Raw genomic sequence first — 21,278 nt, forward strand, 5'->3', positions numbered from 1 at the left:
TCATTCCCTGGTTTTGAGTGCGCGGACGAGATCGAGCCTGTCGACTCGGCGACGGACGAGGAAAGCGGTCGCGGCCGCCGCGATGGCGACGACGAGAACCCCTTGCGCGGGCACACGCGGATCGACGAAGAACGGGATCGTGAAGAGCTCCGTGTTGAACTGCCCGATCAGGAAGCGCCACAGCTCGATGCCGGCCCATATTCCGAACGGCAAGGACACCAGCACCAGCACGGCCTGCTCGCCAAGCAGGATGAAGGCGACCTCGCCCCGGCGAAACCCCAGGACGCGCAGCGAGGCCAGGTCCCTTGCGCGCTCCGAGAGGCTGATGCGCGCGCTGTTATAGATGACCCCCACCACGACGAGCATCGCCAGACCCGTATAGAAATAGGTCTGGATGGAGAAATTTTCTTCGATCGTTTCGCCGATCGTCCGGAGGGTCGCCTCCCGCGCGGTGACGCCCGCGATCATCGGGCTTGCCTTGAGCCGCGCATAGACTTGGGGCAGCGCGGCCTTGTCAACCTGCAGGTACGCGCCGGAAAGAACGTCACCTTCTCGCATGGCTTGGTTCAGGATCGCCCGGTCGAGCGTCGCTGCTCCGCCAAAGGGGCTGTCGAGAATAGCCGTCACGCGCATGCGGAGCGCGGGCCGCTCACCTTCCGTGACAAGCGCCTCGACCAGATCGCCGACACCCACATCCAGGATCCGCGCGGTGCGGCCTGACAACATGACGCCCACGGGCGGCGCCTCGGAGGTCCGCCCCTCGATGTCGACCACGCGCGAAAGATCCCCGCGCTGCTCGACACCGACAAGGCCGTCGCGAACCTCATGATGGCGCGATCGTATGCGCGCGCCCACGGTCCGGAAGGGTTGAACGTTGAGGATGCCGGGGATGCGCTCGAGCTCATGGAAGGCGTGCGCATCGCGTGGTTCGGCAAAGGCGACGGCGAGATCGGACCGGTCGGCACGCGAGAAGCCCAGGTCGATCATCCGGTCCATGCTGCCGTTCGGGCTCATCGACGCAACATAGAGCATCGTTGCCGCCGCCAGTCCCAGGATGGCGAGAACCGAACGTATGGGCCGACGAAGCAGACCCCGAATGATGATCCGGCTTGGCTCGTCAGGCCCGAGCGCTGCCGCCAGCCTCGTTACCGCGACGCCGGAATAGTCGGCTGGCGCTTCGGGCCGCATCGCATCGGCGGGCGCCAGCCGCGCCGCGCGCCAGACCGCCGTTGCTGCGCCCAACATCACCGGCACCAGGGTCGCGGCGAGCGCGACGAGATAGGCGGTCGCATCGATCCGGAACCGCAGGAAGGGGAAGGTGAAGAAGTTCTGATAAATGCCGGCCATCCCGCGGCCGAGCCAGGCGCCGAGCGCGATGCCGAGCGCGAGCCCGCCCAGCGACAGCAATATGGCCAGTACGATATAATGGAGCATGATCGCGCGCACGGGAAAGCCGAAGGCCTTCAGGAGGCCGATCACTTCGCGTTCCGTATCGACGAGCCGGGAAAGCACGATGTTCAGCAGGAATGCCGCAACCAACAGGAAGATCGGCGGCATCAGCGTCGCCATCGTGGTCAACTGATCGATCTCGTTGGTCACGAACCGATCCGAAATTTGTTGCGCGCGCGGATAGGCGCCTGCCCCGCCATAAGGGGCAAGCAATATGTCGAGACGGCGCTCGACTTCCTTCCCGCCCTCGCCGGGCGACAGGCGGATCACGACGTCGTTGAATGCCTGGTTGAGGTTGAGCGCCGCCGCGAGCGGCTCGCGGTCCATCCAGAGGACGGCCGAGCGGCGATTGTCGGGGAATATCTGTCCCGGCGCGAGGGCATAGACATATTCGGGCGACAGGACCGCTCCGACCAGCCGCAAATCGACCTGTTTTCCATAAAGCACGGCCTTCATGCGCGCGCCCAGGGGGAGACCCGCGGCTCTCACGAAAGCTTCGTTGGCAACGACCTCCTCGGGATGCCGCGGATTGGGGTAGCGCCCCGCGCGCAGCACGAGGCGATTGAGCGCGGAGGGGCTCGCCGCCGGCAGCGAGTGCACGCGCGCGGTGACAGGCTCCATGACCAGGGGCAGGTCGAGCGTCGCCCGCGTCGTAATCCGGCTATCCGCCGCGGCGACGCCCGGCAGCATGCGTATCTTCGCCATCAAGGTCTCGGGTGCCCGCACCAGCGGTGCGAACATGTCCGCGAAGCGATATTGATCATAATAGGTGTCACGCGTCGCGCTCATCGAGCCGATGAGACCGACCGCCATCACCATCGTGCCGACACCGGCGGCAATAACCAGCGCGATCGCGACGGCCTGGCTGCGCAGGCGCCAGAAATCGCGCATCAGCTTGACCGTCAGGGTGGAGCGAAGAAAGCTCACCAGCTGAGGCCCAGCGGCGCGGCGCGGACTTGATTATGCCGTTGCCCGGTGATGCGTCCGTCCCCGAACAGCAGCACCTCGTCGGCCATGTCGGCGATCACCGCATTGTGCGTGATGATGAAGGTGGTGGTGCCGAACTCGCGATTGACCGTATCGAGCGCCGCCAAAACGCGGGTTCCGGTCTGACTGTCGAGCGCGCCGGTCGGCTCGTCACACAGCAGGACCTCGGGACGCTTCGCGATCGCACGCGCGATCGCGACACGCTGCTGCTCGCCGCCCGACAGCTGGGCGGGGAAATGGTCAAGCCGCGCCTCGAGCCCGACCAGCGCGAGCGCCTCGGCTGGGTCCATCGGATTGTCGGAAATCTCCGTGATGAGCGAGACATTTTCGCGCGCGGTAAGCGAGGCCACGAGATTGTAGAACTGGAAGACGAAGCCCACGCTGCGGCGGCGATATTCGGTGAGCGCATCATCGCCGAAAGCGGTGACGTCGTTGCCATGAAACCAGACATGGCCCGCGCTCGCATGGTCGAGCCCGCCCAGGATGTTGAGCAAGGTTGATTTGCCCGAGCCCGAAGGCCCGAGGAGGACGATCATCGCTCCCTGGCGGGCCACCAGGTCGACGCCGCGCAACGCATGCACGGCGCTTTCGCCCTCGCCATAGACCTTGGTCAGCCCGTCGACCCGAAAGATCGCCTCGGGCTCGCCGTCCGCCTGAGATGCCAATCGGGACACGCACGCACACCCTTCCCGTTCCAGCTTGGAACTGAAGGAGCGCTAGAGCCCTCCCGGAGGTAGCGACATTCGTACCTTCCCTTAGCCGCAGGCGAAAACGGCCGCGCCCGTCAGGCCGCCCGAGGGATCAGCACCGCCGTGCCCATAAGAGCGCCCAATCGCAGGCGCTCGAGCGCGAGGTTCGCCTGCTCGAGCGGAAATTGTTCGGTCACGATCCTGATGGGCAGACGATCGATCGTCTCGAAAAACGAGGAGCCGTCCTGGCGCGTAAGGTTCGCGACCGAAAGGATGTGCCGCTCCTCCCAGAGATCCGCGTAGGGAAAGCTCGGAATATCGCTCATGTGGATGCCCGCGCACACCACCCTGCCCCCTTTTCGGACGGCCTTGAGGGCAAGAGGCACGAGCTCGCCCGCCGGTGCAAAGATCAACGCCGCGTCAAGAAGCTCGGGGGCCGGCGCGCCGGACGGGCCTGCCCAGACGCAGCCCAGCGACCGTGCGAAGGTCTGGCCGGCCAAATCCCCTTCCCTTGTGAAGGCATAGACCTCCCGACCCTGCGCCCGGGCGACTTGCGCGAGAATATGCGCGGCCGATCCGAAGCCATAGAGGCCGATCCGGTTGCCTGGCCCCGCAAGGTGCAAGGCCCGCCACCCGATCAGACCGGCGCACAGGAGCGGCGCTGCCTCGACATCGGAGAAGCGATCGGGGATCGCGAAGCAATATTGCGCATCGGCGAGCGCGTGGGTTGCATAGCCGCCGTTGCGCGTCGCGCCCGTGAATTGCGGGTGGTCGCAGAGATTTTCGTGGCCGGACGCGCAATAGGGGCAGACGCCACACGTCTTGCCGAGCCAGGGAACACCAACGCGCTGGCCAATCGCGACGCCCTGCACGGCCGCGCCCATCGCGCGCACGCGGCCCACAATCTCGTGGCCCGGTATGATCGGATACGTCGCCGGAATCTCGCCGTCCAACACATGAAGATCCGTTCGACAGACGCCGCAGGCCAGGACCTCCAGCAAAATCTCGCTTGCCTGAGGGGGCGGCAGATCACACGCAACCCGTCGCAGCGGCTTGCCCGGCGCGTCGATCTGCATCCCGATCATCTTTGTCACCGCTGTGCTCCTGACATGAGGATGCAGTCCATCGCCTCCATCGTGGCTCGGCTTTCGCGATCTGCTCCCGCCGCCGTAGATCAGGCGCGGTTCCGGTGCCGTCAGGGAATCTACGGATGCTCTGGCAACCGGCGCCATCGACAGGCCCGGCGGAGACGAGACGGACTTCGCTGGCGAACGAGACCACCGCCGTCATGCGGGCCGACCAGCATCCGTATCATCCCTCATATGAAGCGACCGGCCAACGCCATAGCCATCGCCCCGACAGACGATGGAGGCGATGATGAAGAATATTCTATTGCTCGTTCACGAAGACGCAGGACAGGAAGCCCGCCTTCAGGCCGCGCTTGATCTGACGCGCGCACTGGGCGGCCATCTGCGCTGCGTCGACGTGTCAATGATGCCCGCATTTGCCGGGGATTATTATTATGGCGCGATCGGCGAAGCGATGGTCTTTGCCGAGGAGCAGGAGCGCGAAAGCAAGAACAAGAGCAAGCTGGAAGCCCGGCTCGCCAGCGAAGACGTCTCCTGGGATTGGGTGGACTATACCGGCTCTCTGGCGCAGGGCGTCCAGGACTCGGCGGCGCTTGCTGATCTGATCGTCCTCAATCGCAAGCTGGACACCTTTCCTTATCCCGACATGCGCGAGGTCGCCAGCCAGGTTCTCGTCCACGGGCGCCGGCCGGTCGTCGCCGTGCCCGATGAACTGGACCATTTCGCGCTCGGCCGAGCCCTCGTCGCATGGGATGGCCAGGCTTCCTCGGCGGAAGCGATGCGATCCTGCGTCCCGCTCCTCGCGCTCGCGAGCGAGGTTGAAATCTTCATGATCCGTGACGGCGCGGAACAGATCGAGCCAACCGAGGCGGCCGAATATCTCTCCCGCCACGGCATCCATGCCAGCGTCATGGTGATTGAGGACGGACTGACGGCGCCCGACTATCTCATCGCGGCCGAATGCGCCCGTTGGCATGCCGATTATGTCGTGATGGGCGCTTATGGCCATGGCCGCATGATGGAGACGTTCGGCGGCGTCACCAAGCGCATGCTCGCCGACAGCAAGCTGCCGCTCATTCTCGCACACTGAAACCGGATATCATTGCAAGCATATGAGGCGGGTCGCAAAGGCCCGCCCCAGACTGCGCGCTCTACGCCCGCGCCATCGGGTCCGCGGTGGTTCCCATGATTAGGGGCGCGGGGACAGATAAGCGGCGGATAGCGGGTCCGCTCCGGGACGTTTCGCGACCGGAGTGGACAGCCGAAACCGAGTGAATTCCAGCCATTAGCCCCTCCTCTTCAGAGGAGGGGGAAGGGGGTGGTGGCGATGCGCAGCATCGCTCGCGAAGCGAATAGCCCGACGTTGAACTCCACCTCCCCCCTCCTCTGAGGAAGAGAGGCTAATGGTCGTATTGGCGACCCGTCAGTCCGCCTCTCGACGATATCTCTGCCCGAATTTTCCCCACGCGCCCCGGGACGTGAAAGCTCCAGACCGGCGCGCGATCGCACCTGTGCCCGCCGATCAACGGATGCACAGAGGTCTTGATCAGCCCCATTTCCCGTAAAGCCCTGGGCCGCTCAAGCGCTGACGCACGTCGCCTGAGCACCGGATCCGCGCCGACAATCGGGTTTCAGGGGCTGTGACTACCTACGGATAAATCCTCAATGCAAATGCCGCGACGCTGCGGCACATGGAAAGGGCTACCCATTCTGGGCAGCCGACCCCCCCTCACTGGCCCCGCCGACAATCGGCGGGGTTTCTTTTTTTCCATCTCGATGAGGGTGAACCCGCGCGTAGGGGGATCGACACGCTTTACCTGCTTGACGGCGACATGAGGTGCGCAAGGACATTGCGCGATGCTGTCCGGAGGCGCTCCCTTACGGGAAATCCCCAATTCCCGGTCAATGGAAATGATCTCAGAAAAAACCGCCAATTCGGCAAGGTGGGTTGTCAAATATAGGGACGGCACAGTCATTTTTGTGGCTGGCCATCGGTGATGCGCATCGGTCGCGCAGGTGAGCTGTCAACCGCCATGAGGGCGTTGACAGCGCGTGTTGCCGATACGCTTTCCGAGCTCGGTTTTGATGATGCACTTCAACAATCCCTGGGGGCCTCCTTCCTCAGGGCAATGACGAAGGAATCGACCTATGCAAAAATCCATGGTCCGCACCCTTGCGTTTGCCGGCGCCGCCCTCGCGGCATCGGTTTCCCAGCCGTCCCGTGCCGCCATCGAGGTGGTGAATGGCGCTTTCATCATCCCGACGGCCTTCAATGGCTTCGAGGGCATCGGCGCCCATGCCGGCACGTCCCCGACGCCCCCATGGAGCGGCCCCTATGCCGAAGGCGGGATTACCGTTCAGTCGATCGGGGGAGACAAGGTCGTCACGACCTATCAGCACGACGGGCTCTACAGCTGGTATGATGGCTCCGGCCAGAATATCTACACCCGGTTCACGATGACCGATGGCGGCGTCATGAACGCCTTTCAGTTCGATGCGACGACGCAGCTGATCCAGCCTATCGGCGCCTTCCCGCCCTTCTACTATCAGCTCCTTCTGCAAGGGACGGTGGTCGCGACCGGCAGCGCTGGCGCGCTGTGCGATACGATCAACGTCTGCTTCAAGACCTATGGCTTCCGGGGCGGTCTTTTCGACGAGGTGCGCCTGCAAACCAATCTTTTCGACCAACAGTTCAACCCGAACCTGCCGGGCGTGAATACGATGCTGTTCGACAATATTTTCGCGCGGGAAGTTCCTGAACCGGCAAGTTGGGCGCTCATGCTCGCCGGCTTCGGTGCTCTCGGCGCCGCGCTGCGCCGACGTCCCCGCCTCGCGCTGCGCTTCGCCAGCGCGTGACGCCAGGGTCCCGGCGTCGCAGGAGGATCGATGAACTATGATTTTCCTGCGGCGCGGGGACCGGGCCGAGCGAGACGAGCCAGCCCGCCAGCTCCTCAAGAGAGGGCGACCGCCCGTAGCCCGACTATTTTGGCCGGTCGCGTTCGAAACCGCGCTCGAGAAGCTTGAGGCGATCGACGATCGAAAAGAAGAAGGCGGTCGACCATCCAATGAGGATGATGCCGCTCGCACCCTCGATCGCACCCAGCACGCGGCTGCCCTGCGGCAGGACGATATCTCCATAACCGATCGTGACGTAGGTCGACGTCGAAAAATACAGAGCCTCTTCGAAATCGGTCAACACACCCAGCCACCAATAGACGCCAGCCCATGCCCAGATTTCGATCGCATGAAGCGCGAAGAGCCCAAAAGCCCCGAACAGGATGGCGAGCGCGTTGACCAGTGCCGCCACAAGTCGACTGGCGGCATGTCGGTGACGGCGCAGGATCGCGAGCAGCGCGCCGAGGCCGGTGAGGTGGACGATGACGGTCGCCGCGACGACGAGCGTCGAGATGCCGAGCTGGGTGAACAAGGTCATGACACGAGGTTGCCACAGCGCACTCGTGGCGGGAATCACAATGTTCGGCGCCGCCTCAGTCGTCGGTCAGAAGTTGAATATGGTCAGCGTGTTGCTTTTGCCAGGCAACGACGATGGCCTCTCCCTCTTCAGGAGGAGAGGACGGCACAGCTTGCCCCAAAAGGCTGTCGCGAAGTCGGGGCTGTCCTGTTGGGTCGCGTTAGAGCATGGCGAGCCGGGGCATGCGACGCTCGGTTCTTTCTCATCCCGAACACAGCGGCATGCGGGGAAGCGCGCGGCCTGTATCGTTACTGATAGTGTGACCTTGGTGTGACCTCTGGACAATCCAGACCGGCCGGTTTGGCAAGATCGGTCGCCACGAACGACCACTGAAAATAGTCCACGCAGCCTAGGTATGTTTGCGGATTGGGCCTGATCGCCAAGGCGGTCATGGCTGGCATGCCGCGCCACGCGCAGCAGCGATGGCGGAGCGACTTGAAGGAACGCCATGCCCCAGCCAGTCTATCTCGCTGAGCCCTGTCGGACGGATATCCGGGCCGACGAGCCCGGCCCGTATGCCTGCCTGGCCTTCATCTACCCACGCCTGGCAAGCGGTGTCGGGGTGTCGCTCATCAAAGCATTCGACCAGCGCCGCAGATGAGCAGCAACGCCGAATTCTGGCAGAGTCCACCCTCCGCCACTCTCGATCGTCTGAGCGCAACGCCCGACGGGCTCAGCGCGCACGAAGCAATGGCACGGCTCGCCCGGGATGGTCCAAACCGGCTGGCAATAGCTCCTCCCCGCCGCCTGCTGAGCGATCTGCTGCGCCGGCTCGCCAATCCTCTTGTCGCGATCCTGCTGGTTGCCGCGACTATCGCCGGCATGACGGGCGATCTGGCGAGTTTCACGATCATCGTGCTCGTCGTCATCCTGTCGACGACGCTGGACCTGGTGCAGGAGCATCGCGCCGAGGCGACCGCCGAGGCCCTCAAGCGCTCGATCGCGCTTCACGCAAATGTCCTTCGCGACGGAGCCGCCGTCGAGCTGCCGGTATCCGATCTCGTCGCGGGCGATATCGTCATGCTTTCGGCCGGGGACCTGATTCCGGCGGACGGGATCGCGATCGCGGTCAATGGCGCGCAGGTCAATGAATCGCTGCTGACCGGCGAGGCCTATCCCGTCCAGAAGCATGTGGAGCCCGCCGCGACCGCGACGATACCGGCGGAGGCGCGCAATGCCCTCTTTCACGGGACCTCCCTGATCGGAGGCACAGCGACGATGCTGGTGGTCGAGACCGGCGCCCGCACCCGTTTCGGCGCGATCGCCGCATCGCTGGCGCGCACCCAGCCTCCGACGGCATTCGAGCGCGGGATTCACAAGCTTGGAATTCTCATCGCGCGGCTGACCGTCTTCCTGGTGCTCTTCGTCCTGCTTGCCCATCTTGCGCTGGGCCGGCCTCCACTCCAGTCCTTTCTCTTCGCGATGGCGCTGGCCGTGGGCCTGACGCCCGAGCTGCTGCCGATGATCATGACCGTATCCCTGGCGCGCGGCGCGCAGCGCATGGCGTCGGCCAGGGTCGTCGTGAAACGCCTCTCGGCGATCCACGATCTGGGGCAGATGGATATTCTATGCACCGACAAGACGGGAACGCTCACCGAGGCGCGCATCACGCTGGTCGGCCACCCCGGCATCGACGGCGAGGATGATGAGCGCGTGGCGGAGCTGGCGGCCGTCAACGCCCGTTTCGAGACCGGGCTGAAAAGTCCGCTGGACGAAGCGCTGATCGTCCACGCGACGGCCGAGCGCATCGCCGGCTGGAGCAAGATCGACGAGCGCCCCTTCGATTTCGAGCGGCGGCGCGTGTCCGTCCTCGCCGAACGGGATGGAGAGCGGATCGAGATCGTCAAGGGCGCGCCGGAGATGCTGCTTGCGCTCTGCACCCGCGCCCAGGACCGCTCCGGCGCCCTCGTCCCGCTCGATGACGGCCTGCGGGCCAGGCTTGCGGCGCTCCGTGACGAGCGGGCGGCGCAGGGCCTGCGCCTGCTCGGCGTCGCCTGGAAGCCGGCGCCGGGGATCAGCCGCATCGGCGCGGATGGCGACGAGGCGCTCATCTTCGCGGGCTATTGCGTGTTCGTCGACCCGCCCAAGGAGAGCGCCGCCCGCGCCGTCGCGCGCCTTGAGGCGTCGGGCATCCGGATCAAGGTCATTTCGGGCGACGCCGCCGTCGTGGTCGAGCATCTCGTCGCCGCGCTGGCTTTGCCGGTCCGAGGGGTCCTGACCGGCGAGCAGATTGAAACGCTGAGCGAGCCGGCGCTGGCGGCGCGCGTGGAGACGGTGGACCTTTTCGCGCGCGTGACGCCGGACCAGAAGACGCGGATCGTCCGCGCCCTGCGCGCGCGCGGCCACACGGTCGGATTCATGGGCGACGGCATCAATGACGCGCCCGCGATCCGGGCCGCGGACGTCGGCCTCTCGGTCGACGGCGCCACCGATGTCGCGCGCGAAGCGGCCGACATGATCCTCCTCGCACCCGATCTCAACGTGATCGCGGACGGCGTCGCCGAGGGCCGGCGGACCTATGCGAACATCATGAAATATATCCGCATGGGCACGAGCTCCAACTTCGGCAACATGCTGACGATGGCGCTCGCCTCGCTGGTCCTGCCGTTCCTGCCGCTCACGGCGGTCCAGGTGCTCCTCAACAACCTCATCTACGACATGTCGCAGATCGGCATCCCGTTCGACACCGCCGATCCGGCGGAGATCGCGCGGCCCCTGAAGTGGGACATGCGGGAGCTGCTGCGCTTCACCGCGATCATGGGCCCCTTGTCGTCCGTCTTCGACCTGGCGACGTTCGGGTTGCTGCTCTTCCTGTTCCATGCGGACGTCGCAACGTTCAGAGCCGGATGGTTCATCGAGTCCATGGCGACCCAGATTCTCGTCGTCTTCGTCATCCGCACCTTGCGCCCCGCCTGGTCGAGCCGGGCGCATGCCGCGCTCGTCACGACGGCGTCATGCGGCCTCGCTGCCGCGCTGGTCTTGCCGTTTCTGCCCTGGGCGGGCCTGCTGGGCTTCGCCGCGCCCGGGGCGGCAATAGCGGGCGCCATCCTCGTGCTGGTCCTGGCCTATCTGGCAAGCGCCGAGCTGTTCAAACGCGTCGCTCTTCCCCATGCCTCAGCATCCTGAGCGGGACGCCCCGAGGCGATCGCGCCCCTGGCGAGGATGGCTGTTCGGCCTGCTGATCGTGGCCGCCGTCGTCGCGACGGTTCTGCACTTCAGCGATCTGGAGCATTTTGCCACCCTGACGCGGCGAGCGCGGCCAGGTTGGCTCGTCCTGGGCCTGCTGCTTCAGCTTGCGACCTATGCGGGTGTTGCCGCCGGCTGGTCCGCCGTGCTGCGCCTCGCCGGAACGCCGCGGCCGCTGCTCCGCCTGATGCGCATCGCGATCACGAAGCTGTTTGCCGATCAGGCGCTGCCCAGCGCCGGGATGGGCGGCAATGTGCTGCTCGTCGAGCAACTGCGCGCGCTCGGGGTGGCGCGAGGCGTGGCGGCGGCGGCCCTGCTGATTTCCATGATCGGCTTCTATGCCGCTTACGCGCTGTTCGCCCTCGTCATGCTCGTCCTCCTGTGGCTCCATGATCGCGCGACGCCGCTGATGGCAGGCCTGGTCACATTGTTCCTCGCGATCGCGATCGCCATTCCCGCGCTTGCGCTGTGGCTGCGACGCAGAGGGAGAGCGCCCCTGCCGCGCCGTATCGAGAAGATCGGGTTGATCCGCTCCTTGCTCGACACGGTGGCGCAGGCGCCCGCAGCCCTGCTGACGGACCGTCCGCTTCTCGCCCGCGTGACGGCCTGCAATTCGCTGGTCTTCCTGGCGGATGCTGGGACGCTCTTCGCCTGTATCCATGCGCTCGGTCAGCCCATCTCCTTCGGGACAGCCTTCATCGCCCTCATCATGGCGTCGATCGTCGTGACGCTCGGGCCCATCCCGCTCGGCCTGGGCACGTTCGAGGCGACCAGCACGGCAACGCTTCATCTGCTGGGCATTCCGCTCGAGACGGCCTTCACCGGAACCCTGCTCCTGCGCATGCTGACTCTGTGGTTGCCCATGCTGCCGGGCCTTTTCCTTATGCGCGGGGCGCTCCGGTCCCGCTCCCATCCGGGCTAGACTCGTTCGCTCCCGCCTGCCGGGGCTCAGGATGCGAGTGCCGCCCGGCGCATCAGCCGGCAGTGGACTTCACGATGTTCGCCCGGGGCCGGAAACGATATGCGCACGCTCGGCCAGGGCGCGCCGTCGACCAGCACATCGATATCGCCCGAGGCCAGCCCGTCCGGATTTTCGACGACGACGTGCAGGCTGCCTTCGTCCTTCACGATGGTTGCCTCGAAGGAGGACCACGTCGTTGGCAGGCAGGGCGCCAGATCGAGGGCGCCATCCACGAGCCGCAATCCGAGTATCTCCTCCACCCCCAGGCGCCAGGTCCAGCCCGCGGCGCCCGTGTACCAGCTCCATCCCCCACGCCCGACATGCGGGGGCGCGCCGGCCACGTCCGCGGCCACCGCATATGGTTCGGTGCGGTAACGCGCGGCATCCGCGGCCAAGCTGGTCTGGGCGATGGGGCTTATGCGCCGGAAGATTTGCATGGCGCCGTCCCCATCGCCCATGCGGGCGAGCGCAATGCCGAGCCAGGCCGCCGCGTGCGTATATTGACCGCCATTTTCGCGAATCCCGGCCGGATAGGCCTTGATGTATCCCGGATCGCGCGGCGTCTTGTCGAACGGGGGGGCCAACAACCGTACCAGGCGATCATCGTCGCGCACGAGATGCGTCCGGGCCGATGCCATGGCGAGCGCACATCGCTCGGCATTGCCCGCCCCCGACAGCACCGCCCAGGACTGCGCGATCGCGTCGATCCGGCATTCGGTATTGGCGGCGGCTCCCCAGGCCCGTCCCTCGTCATCGAAGGCACGCACATACCAGTCCCCGTCCCAGGCGCTTTGTTCCACGGCGGCGGCGAGCGCCGCCATGCGCGGTTTCCAGAGTTCGCTCAACGCTTTGTGATCGAGCCTGTCGCACAGCGCGACAAAGCCCTTGATCGTGGAAATCAGGAACCAGGCCAGCCAGACGCTTTCGCCCCGTCCCCTCTCTCCCACGCGGTTCATGCCATCGTTCCAGTCACCCGTGCCCATCAACGGCAGGCCATGCGAGCCCAATCGATAGCCGCGATCGAGCGCGCGTTCGCAATGTTCGAACAGCGATCGGCGGTCCTGCGTGACGTCGAACTGCGCATAATGATCGGCCTCGCCCTGCTCCAGGGGCGGCCCCCGCAGGAAGGATACTTCCTCGGTCAGAATCCCCGTGTCGCCTGTCGCCGACACGTAGGCGGCCGTCACATAAGGCAGCCATAGAAGATCATCGGAACAATGCGTCCTGACGCCGCGACCAGAGGGCGGATGCCACCAGTGGAGAACGTCGCCTTCCTCGAACTGGTGCGCCGCCGCCGCGAGGATATGGCTTCGGGCCAGACCCGGTTCGGCATGCAACAGGGCGAGCACGTCCTGCAGCTGATCGCGAAACCCGAATGCGCCACCGGCCTGATAGAAGCCGGCACGTGCCAGCAATCGCGCGCTGCGCGTCTGATAGGGAAGCCACCGGTTGACGAGGATATCGAAGGCCGGGTCCGGCGTCGTAACCTTTACCGCATCCAGGCGCTTATCCCATTCCTCCCGGCATTGCCGCAGCGCTCGGTCGCTATGCGCCATATCCTGCCAACGCCGGGCGAGCATGCGTGCGTGAGCACGGTGGTCCCCCTGACCGACAATGAAGGCGAGTTCGGCTGTTTCGCCGGGAGGAATATCCAGGTGGACTTGGAAGGCGCCGCAGCAATCGGCACCTGCCGCGCTTTGCCGACCGCCCAAATCCCAGTTCTGCAACCCCTCGGGCCGGCGGTGATCGCCATTGGGGCCCAAGAAATCGAACCGTGATGTCGTCAGGCTATGGGGTGGATGGCTACTTGTCAGAAAAGCGGTCCGGTCCTTGAATTCGTCGTTCCAGGGATTGTGCGCCATCACCGCGTGGACATCAGGGTCGTAGGAGGCCCGCCGCAAGGCTGCCGGTACTCCGGGAACGGTTCCCAGCAGCCATTCGGCATAATAGGTCGCCGTTATGCGCCGAGCGCGCGGCAACAGGTTTCGCACACGCAGCCGAACGACTTTGACCGGATCATCGATAGGCACGAAGGTCAAAAGCTCCTGCTCCAGACCCTCACTCCGACTTTCCCAACTGGTGTAGCCCGCACCATGGCGAACCCTGCAAGCAGCCTCTGCGCCCGCTGGCTGCGGCGTCGGCGTCCAGACGCGGGCAGTCTCCTCGTCACGCAGATAGACGATTTCGGTCTGAGGATCCCGCACGGGGTCGTTGCTCCACGGCGTCAGACGATTTTCACCGCTGTTGATCGCCCATGTGAATCCGAGACCGGCTTCTGTGACCAGGGTGCCAAAGCCGTCATTCGCCAGGATGTTGGACCACGGCACCGGGGTCGTCCTCCCCGGTTCGAGATGAATCAGGTAATCCCGGCCATCGGGTGTAAATCCACCCCAGCCATTATCGAACCTCAGATCATCCGGCCGAGCGAGCGCCTGCGCTTCCTGCGCCGACGCCGCCGGCCCACCAACCGGCTCGAAGCGGGGGCTGGTCAGCGGGCGCGGATAGGCATCGGCGAACTGCTCGGCGAGCGATCTGGATCCTCCGTCCAGAAGGATTTGCGCGGATTGCCGCAGGAGGATGGCGCGGTCGGCATCTCCCTGGCCAATGCCGACCAGATGCACGCCCCCCTTCTGTCCGAGGTCGTCCAGCACGCCAGCCTCGCGTAGAAACTGGGTCAAGCGCTCCTGGACCGGCTCGAGATAACCTGCCGCGCCTTCGTGCATGATCACCAGATCAAATGCGATGCCACGCCGGCGCCAGAGCCGCTGGGCCGACGTGGCAAATTGGAGCAGCGCTTTATTTTGACCTTCGCCAGCCGTCAGCAGCACGATGGGATGATCGCCCGAGAGCCCCAGCGCCCACAGGTCGCCGCGACTGAAATGCGCTGCGGTTGTGACCTCCGCAGGTCCATCGGACTGGGTCGGAGGCGTAAGAAATGCGGAAAGCAGCATTTGCGCATCCGGCACGCGATCGGGTGAAAGGGCCAGCTCATGCATTTCACGGGCGGCCGCCGTCGCCGCATCGTTGATGGCCCATTCGAGCGCCGCCAACGTCGCGTAACGCCCGGCAAGCTCGATGGCCGTCCCGCGCGATCCCGCGACGATCGTCAGGAAGGCAAGCTCGCGCCGCCCTTGCGGCGGAAGCTCCAATTCGGCGCGCAACGCGAATACGGGATCAAGCGTCCATCCGGTCGAGCCGCCGAGGATCTCGGACTGCATCGCCGCGGGATTGTGCGCGTCACCATGACGCCCCAGAAAGACCGCGCGATCGGTCTCGACGCCACGCGGCAGAAATCCCTCCTCATCGCCAATCAACCGATGCAACAGGACGGGCGGGCGATCCGCTGCGTCCCGAGGGCGGCGCGTGAAGAGGAGGCCGTTGATGTCGGGCAATTCCTCGCTGCCCACGAAGAGTTTGCTGAAGGCCGGATGTCGCGCCGCATCCTGGGGCGGAGCAAGGACGACCTCGCCATAGCTGGTCACGTCGAGGGTCCGCGTCTGGTCGCTTTCGTTGACAAGCGTGAGGCGTCGGATTTCCAGGTCGTCGCCGTGCGGGATACTGATCGACATTGTGACCGAAATGCCGTGATCACGCCGATGATACTCGACCTGATGCGCCTGGAAGGTCACGCGCCCGTCCGTCGGCGACACTGGCATCGGATCGGGCGTCGCCAACCATCGCTCTCCGCTGTCCTTGTCACGCAGGTAGATCCACAGGCCGGCATCGCCGGGCGCCCGACCGGGTTCGGTGAGCGCATAGCCCTGCCACGTGAGGCTGCCGCCGCCGTTTGCCACGATCCGGCTTGAGAGGCGCCCGTTGCCGATTGCGTGGGATGGACTTCTTCCACCGAGCGGAACCGGAACCCAGGGCTGCAACCGCGGAATGGCATGCTCCGGAACCGGCTGGGGCTCGCGGATTTCGATGCGCGGAATTTCGGGCGGCAATTCCCAAGGGATGCGCTCGTTCAGCAGCAGATCGACGGTGCCGACATGGGGATTGCCATGGAACCATCGCACGAAGACATCGTCGCACAGCGCGTTGCCGAGCGCCGCCATGCTCATGCCTTGGTGGTGCGCCATATAGGAGAGCACCGTGACGAACCGTTGGCCCGGCGGGACGCGCTCGGCGGTGAAGTCGATCGCCTCGTAGAAGCCGTACAGCCCTATGCCGCCGAGATCGGCAAGCTCATGCAGATTGCGGACCGACATGCACGCGCGCGCGGCAAGGGCCAGCACGGTGGCATAGGGCGCGACGACGAGATCACGCGCCAGGCCGCGACGCAGGCCGAGCCCCGGAACACCGAAGGCGTGATAGCGATAGACGCGGTCGGGCCCCATCGATGCGAAGGCGGATTCCGAGATACCCCACGGAATGTCGTGTTTGATGCCGTAAACGCGCTGCAGATCGACCGCGCTGCGATCGCTCTGTCCCAGCAACGTATCCGGATCACTGCGCAGGAACAGGTTCGGCATGAGATACTCGAACATCGATCCGTTCCAGGACATGAGCGAGAGGCCCGCCGTGTTCGTGGTGATGGGCCTGCCCAGAAAAAACCAGTGTTCCGGCGGCACGTCGCCCTTGGCGATGGCGAAGAAGCTTGCCAGTCGGGCCTCGCTGGCCAGCAGGTCGTAATGGTGCTGATCGATGCGGTCGCCGCTGACGTCATAGCCGATATGGAACAGCCGGCTGTTCACATCGAAGATCATACCGAAATTCATCCCCCACGCCCACCCCCCAGCCCTCCCCCCAACGTTGTCCAATCGCTCTTGCAGGAGCTTGAGGGCCTCCGCACCCCGGGCAAGAGTCCCATCAAGCAATTCCGCCCAGTTCCTTACCGGAGTCGGCTGGGTGACGTGCGGTTGAGTTGGGGGGGTGAGCATCGTTGCTAACTTCGCAGCGAACTCGGCGCAGTCGGGCGGTGCGGTTGCGAGGAGGGGCAGCCAGGGGCAAAAGGTCTCGACATCGCGGCGCATGCTCAGCAAATGGTGGTCGACGCGCTCGATCCAGGCATGGATGTCGCGGATCACCGCCACCGCGACGCCCTCGATGTCGGCAATCTCCTTGCGCAGCTCTCCGCGCAGTTCGGGCCAGATTCCGTCGCAAAGCGCATCAAGCCGGTCAGTCCACGCACGCGGATCCTCACCCGCCGCCGCGATGACGGACTTCGCGTCGCCCAGGCGCCTGCGCATCTTCGCGGTGAGATCGATCCGGTCGGGCGCGAGCGCCAGCTGAAGAAGATCGAACGTGTCCTCGAGCCCGGACCAGAGCGCCGGCGAGAGCGGGGCCCCTCGCGCCGCCTCGCGACAGGCTTCGGCCACGACGAGGAGGCATACCGCGAGATTGCCGCTGTCGACCGTGGACACATAGCGCGGTTCGAGCGGCCGCAAACTGCGCGTGTCGTACCAGTTCAGCATATGGCCGCGATAAGTCTCAAGTCGGTCGAGCGCGTCCAGCGTGTTGCGCAGACGACTCTCCAGATCCTGAATGCCGATATAGCCGAGCTTCCAGGCGGTCAGGGTCGATAGCAGCAGCATGCCGACATTGGTCGGCGACGTGCGATGAGCGATCTCCTCATGCGGCGGCTCCTGATAATTGTCGGGCGGGAGCCAGTTGTCCTGCGGCGTGACGAACGTCTCGAAGAACAGCCAGGTGCGCCGCGCGACATGACGCAGGAACAGCCGGTCCTCCGCATCGAGCGTCTCGATTTTCGGGTCGCGCGGACGGCTGATGCGCAGGCTGATTTCCGGAGCAAGCAGCCACAGGATCAGCAGCGGCCCCGCCGGGAGCAGCGCCATCGGCCGCACCAGAGCGAGGCCCGACGCCACGACGACGGCCAGCGCGGGCGACACCCAGAGTTCGCGCCAGGCCGCGCGCCGCGGATCGAGCGCGGCAAAATGCGCGCTCATATGCGCTGCCGACGCCCATTCCAGCAGGCCGCGCCCGGACGCCAGACGCCATAAGGTCGTCACGATGGCACTGAGCGCCGTCGCCGCATCGCAGACCAGAAAAACAATGGAATATGCCCAGCGAACGCCTCCGTCCACCAACCGCCTGAGAACACCCTGCAGAACGCCCCGCCGTCGTCCGCGCGCAAATCCGGTCACGACGTCGGTGAAGAGATAGGCTGCGGGCGCTGTGAGCGCGAGCCCGGTCCAGACCCAGGGGCTCCCTCCGAGCAGGGTCCAGCCGCCGAGCAGCAGGGCGACAAGGCTGGGAGGCACCAGACTGCGACGAAGATTGTCGAAAATCTTCATCTGGTCGGTCCAGGTCAGGCGATTTGACAGTCGCACGCCACCACGGCCAGGAACGGTCGGAAACAGCCAGGGAAGCAGCTGCCAGTCGCCGCGAACCCAGCGATGCCAGCGCCGACGATAATCGAGATAGCCGGACGGAAACCCCTCGTAGATGATGATGTCGCTGACGAGGGCGGCCCGGCCATGAAGCCCCTCGAACAGATCATGGCTGAGCAGGTTGTTCTCGGGAATCCGGCCCTCCACGCTCCGATCGAAGGTGGCGACCTCGTAGATGCCCTTGCCGACGAAGATTCCCGACCCGAACAAGTCCTGATACACATCCGAGACGGCCCGCGAATAGATGTCGATCGCGGTATCTCCGCCGAAATAATAGGCGAATGCCGACCGCTCGCGGCCCTCGGGCGCGATCTCGACGCGCGGCTGGAGAATGGTGTAGCCGCGCGCGACCCGCCCGGTCCGTTCATCGAAATGGGCGGCGTTGAGCGGATGGGCCAGCGTCGCCACCAGACGCCTGACCACGCCGGTGGGAAGGCGCGTGTCGGCATCGGCCGTCACGACGAACCGGATTCCCCGCAATGCCTCGATGCGGCCCGCCGTCAGCGAGAAGGGGCCCAGATCGCCGCGAAGGACGAAATCGTTGAACTGCTCAAGCTTGCCGCGCTTGCGCTCCCAGCCCATCCAGGTCGCCTGAGCCGGATTGAACAGGCGCGGGCGATGCAGAAGCCGGAATGGGCTCGTGGCCGAGTGAAGGGCGTTCAACCGCGCGATGCCGTCCAGCAACGCGGCTTCCACCTCGGCGTCGCCCGGCAACACGGCCTGGTCCGCATCGGCAAGGTCGCTCAACAGGACGAACTGCACGTTCGGGTCCGCATTTGCGAGATAATGCGCTTCGAGGCGGTGCATCATGGCCGGCACATCGGCCGCCCTGGCAACCAGGACCGGGACCGCAACGGCGGTCTTGCAGTTGTCGGGCACCCCCTCGTCAAAGTCCAGCTTCGGGAGCACTCTCGGCGCGACGAGCAATGTCGCGATCTTGTTGACGACGGTGACGCCCAGAATCGAGGCGGGCAAAGTGGTCAACACGATGCCCAGGAGCCAGCGCGTCGCCGTCGCCTCGACGGATGCGAGATAAAGCGCCGGGATGGCGAAAGCCACGAGCGCGGCAAGAATCAGGGCGGTGTTGTAGAGGATCTCCGGGCGGCGCAGCAGCTTGCGACCAAGGGATTGCAGGGTGCGCGCGCGCGCATTGATCGCGTCCTCGAACGCGGGCCGGCCCTTGTCCACCAGCCAGTAGCCGACATGCGCCGAAGGCTCGTCGCCATCAGATCGACATTGCGCGAGAAGGCGTTCCGCAACGCTCCACTCGGTGAGGTCGCCACGCAGGGACAATTGCTCGACGGCGTGGCGGTATCGATCCCGCGTGTCGAAATCCATGTGCGGATAGATGCCGGCCGGATCGCGCCGCAAAATCGCCTCGACGCGGCTTGTGCGATCGAAAAACTCCTTCCACTGGATTGTCGAGATGACGGCGAGGTTGGCGATGGCCCGCGAGACGCACTCGGTATCGTCCGCCGCGGCGGACAGGGCCGCATCCGGCCCTAACGCGAACGGCGCGGGAATGTCGGGAAAAATCCGCTCGAATCCGGTGATGAGAACCTCAAGACAGGCCAGGCGCAGCATTGCCGGAAAAGCCCAGAGCTCGGCGATGCTGAGCGGTTCCTCCTGCTGATAGCGATCGATGAACCGAACCGCCCCGTTCAGCGAAACCTGCAGATGGGACGCATGGAGCAAGCCGTGCGCAAGAGCATGGATGCGAGGCAGGCCCTTCGCCGCCTCGCCAGCGACACCCGGCAAGCGGCGATAGAATTGGGGAGGCATATCCTCCTTGATCTGGAGGATGGCGCGCTGGACATGATAATCATTGTCAAGAAGCCATTCGGCCGCGGAACTGCTCTGGGGTGGCGCGTCACCGGCGGCCCGGCGTGCCGCGGTCAGCCATTTATGCAGGGCCGGCAAATTCGCCCAGGCGGCCAGCGGGGCCGCGGGATGCACCAGACCCGCCAGCCGATGACGAAGCGCGAGATCATGCGCCACCGTCAGGATGGGCTCGCCTTCCCTCTCCTGAGACATTCAGTGTCGGCCTGTCGCCGGGAAAGGCCCATCATGAAGCAGGTTGAGAGCAAAAGGCTCATCCGCCGTCAGGGACGGGCGGGCGATCAGCATGGGCACCGGGCAATGCGTCATCAGATAGCTCGCCACGCTGCCATAGGGAATGTCGGCATGGTGACGACCGCCATGCCCCCGGGCCGACAGGACGACGATATCGGCCCCCTCGGAGCGGATGAGGGATGCCAGGGCGGCGCGGACATCGTCGGCGCGAAGCGATATGACGCGAACCTTCAGGTCCGTTTCCGCGATGTAAGCACGCATATGCTCGAGATAGGCCCGGCCGGCCTGCTCGTTCCGCTCGATGACATGACGCTGAAGTTCAAGATCAATCGGTTCCAGCGGCCTGATCTCGGTCAATTCCGGCGTCGGGACGATATGAGCCAGGACGAGCTCGGCATGCGCCGACTTGGCAAGACGAACGGCGAGCGGCAAGACGCTCTCCGCCCATTTCGACCCGTCGACCGGGACCAGAATGCGGCGATAATTGCATGACGCCGCCCCCGCTGCCGCAGGCGGCACAAGCAGGATCGAACCGGGCGCGCGATCGAGCACATGATGCGTCGTGCCGCCGATGCCTCTATGCCCCGCACCATTCTCCCCATGTGTCCCGAGCACGAGGAGGCTGTCCGGCTGCGCCTGCGCGAGGCGGCATATCTCATCGGCGGTTGCGCCCTCGGCCAGCTTGACCTGCGCGATCGCTCCTGAAGCCCCCGGCGCGGCTGCCAGTTGCCCGAGGCTGAGCCGGGCTTCGTGTCGGCGCAAATCCCATTCGAGCGGGTCCGGACGCATATCCAGCCCCTGGGGGCTATCAAGGACCTGGAGCAGCGTCACCGGGATATCCAGCGCACGCGCAATGGCAAAGGCATGAGGGACGATGCCGGCGGAATTTTCGGAACGATCGAGGCATGCCACGACCTGACTGCCGCCGGTCTGCCCGGCTGCTCGCGATGAATATAATGCGTTCGATGTCGGCATGGTCCCGCCTCCGCTTGCATGGTGGACATGCCGCGCGTCGCATCAGGG

General features: G+C 65.3%; 10 protein-coding genes. 4 read left to right on the top strand and 6 right to left on the bottom strand.

Annotated features, from left to right (window positions below; all coding sequences use genetic code 11):
* The 3 genes from KK488_RS21430 to KK488_RS15465 form a co-directional block, all read right to left on the bottom strand.
* On the bottom strand, nt 1-2,376 hold the full coding sequence (locus KK488_RS21430; protein ID WP_214624603.1) for an ABC transporter permease: 2,376 nt from the start codon (nt 2,374-2,376) through the stop codon (nt 1-3).
* On the bottom strand, nt 2,373-3,110 hold the full coding sequence (locus KK488_RS15460) for an ABC transporter ATP-binding protein (protein ID WP_349356905.1): 738 nt from the start codon (nt 3,108-3,110) through the stop codon (nt 2,373-2,375). The genes KK488_RS21430 and KK488_RS15460 overlap by 4 nt, the downstream gene beginning before the upstream one ends.
* Nucleotides 3,111-3,220: 110 nt before the next feature.
* The gene (locus KK488_RS15465) at nt 3,221-4,201 is read right to left on the bottom strand and encodes a zinc-dependent alcohol dehydrogenase family protein (protein ID WP_349356906.1); all 981 of its coding nucleotides are present in this window, start codon (nt 4,199-4,201) and stop codon (nt 3,221-3,223) included.
* Between the two features lie 301 nt (nt 4,202-4,502).
* Between KK488_RS15465 and KK488_RS15470 the strand changes: the two genes are divergently transcribed.
* Nucleotides 4,503-5,303 (top strand): universal stress protein, encoded by an 801-nt coding sequence (locus KK488_RS15470; RefSeq protein ID WP_214624604.1) that lies wholly within the window; start codon nt 4,503-4,505, stop codon nt 5,301-5,303.
* Between the two features lie 1,058 nt (nt 5,304-6,361).
* Nucleotides 6,362-7,069 (top strand): PEPxxWA-CTERM sorting domain-containing protein, encoded by a 708-nt coding sequence (locus tag KK488_RS21435; protein WP_250890509.1) that lies wholly within the window; start codon nt 6,362-6,364, stop codon nt 7,067-7,069.
* Nucleotides 7,070-7,193: 124 nt separating this feature from the next.
* Here KK488_RS21435 and KK488_RS15480 read toward each other — a convergent pair whose 3' ends face one another.
* Nucleotides 7,194-7,646: a potassium channel family protein gene (locus KK488_RS15480; protein ID WP_214624605.1), complete on the bottom strand. Its 453-nt coding sequence runs from the start codon at nt 7,644-7,646 to the stop codon at nt 7,194-7,196.
* A gap of 636 nt (nt 7,647-8,282) precedes the next feature.
* Between KK488_RS15480 and mgtA the strand changes: the two genes are divergently transcribed.
* Nucleotides 8,283-10,811 carry a magnesium-translocating P-type ATPase gene (gene mgtA / locus KK488_RS15485; RefSeq protein ID WP_214624606.1) on the top strand — a complete coding sequence of 843 codons (2,529 nt, stop codon included), beginning with the start codon at nt 8,283-8,285 and terminating at the stop codon, nt 10,809-10,811.
* Nucleotides 10,795-11,793 carry a lysylphosphatidylglycerol synthase transmembrane domain-containing protein gene (locus KK488_RS15490; protein WP_214624607.1) on the top strand — a complete coding sequence of 333 codons (999 nt, stop codon included), beginning with the start codon at nt 10,795-10,797 and terminating at the stop codon, nt 11,791-11,793. The genes mgtA and KK488_RS15490 overlap by 17 nt, the downstream gene beginning before the upstream one ends.
* Nucleotides 11,794-11,819: 26 nt before the next feature.
* Here the strand turns inward: KK488_RS15490 and KK488_RS15495 are convergent, their stop codons facing one another.
* Both KK488_RS15495 and KK488_RS15500 read right to left on the bottom strand, forming a co-directional pair.
* Nucleotides 11,820-20,216 (bottom strand): GH36-type glycosyl hydrolase domain-containing protein, encoded by an 8,397-nt coding sequence (locus KK488_RS15495; RefSeq protein ID WP_214624608.1) that lies wholly within the window; start codon nt 20,214-20,216, stop codon nt 11,820-11,822.
* Nucleotides 20,217-21,230, bottom strand: a complete 1,014-nt coding sequence (locus tag KK488_RS15500) for a universal stress protein (protein WP_214624609.1) — start codon at nt 21,228-21,230, stop codon at nt 20,217-20,219. It abuts the gene before it with no gap.
* Nucleotides 21,231-21,278: the final 48 nt, after the last annotated feature.

It is taken from the genome of Sphingobium nicotianae, assembly GCF_018603885.1.
In the GTDB taxonomy this organism is placed as follows: Bacteria; Pseudomonadota; Alphaproteobacteria; order Sphingomonadales; family Sphingomonadaceae; genus Sphingobium; species Sphingobium nicotianae.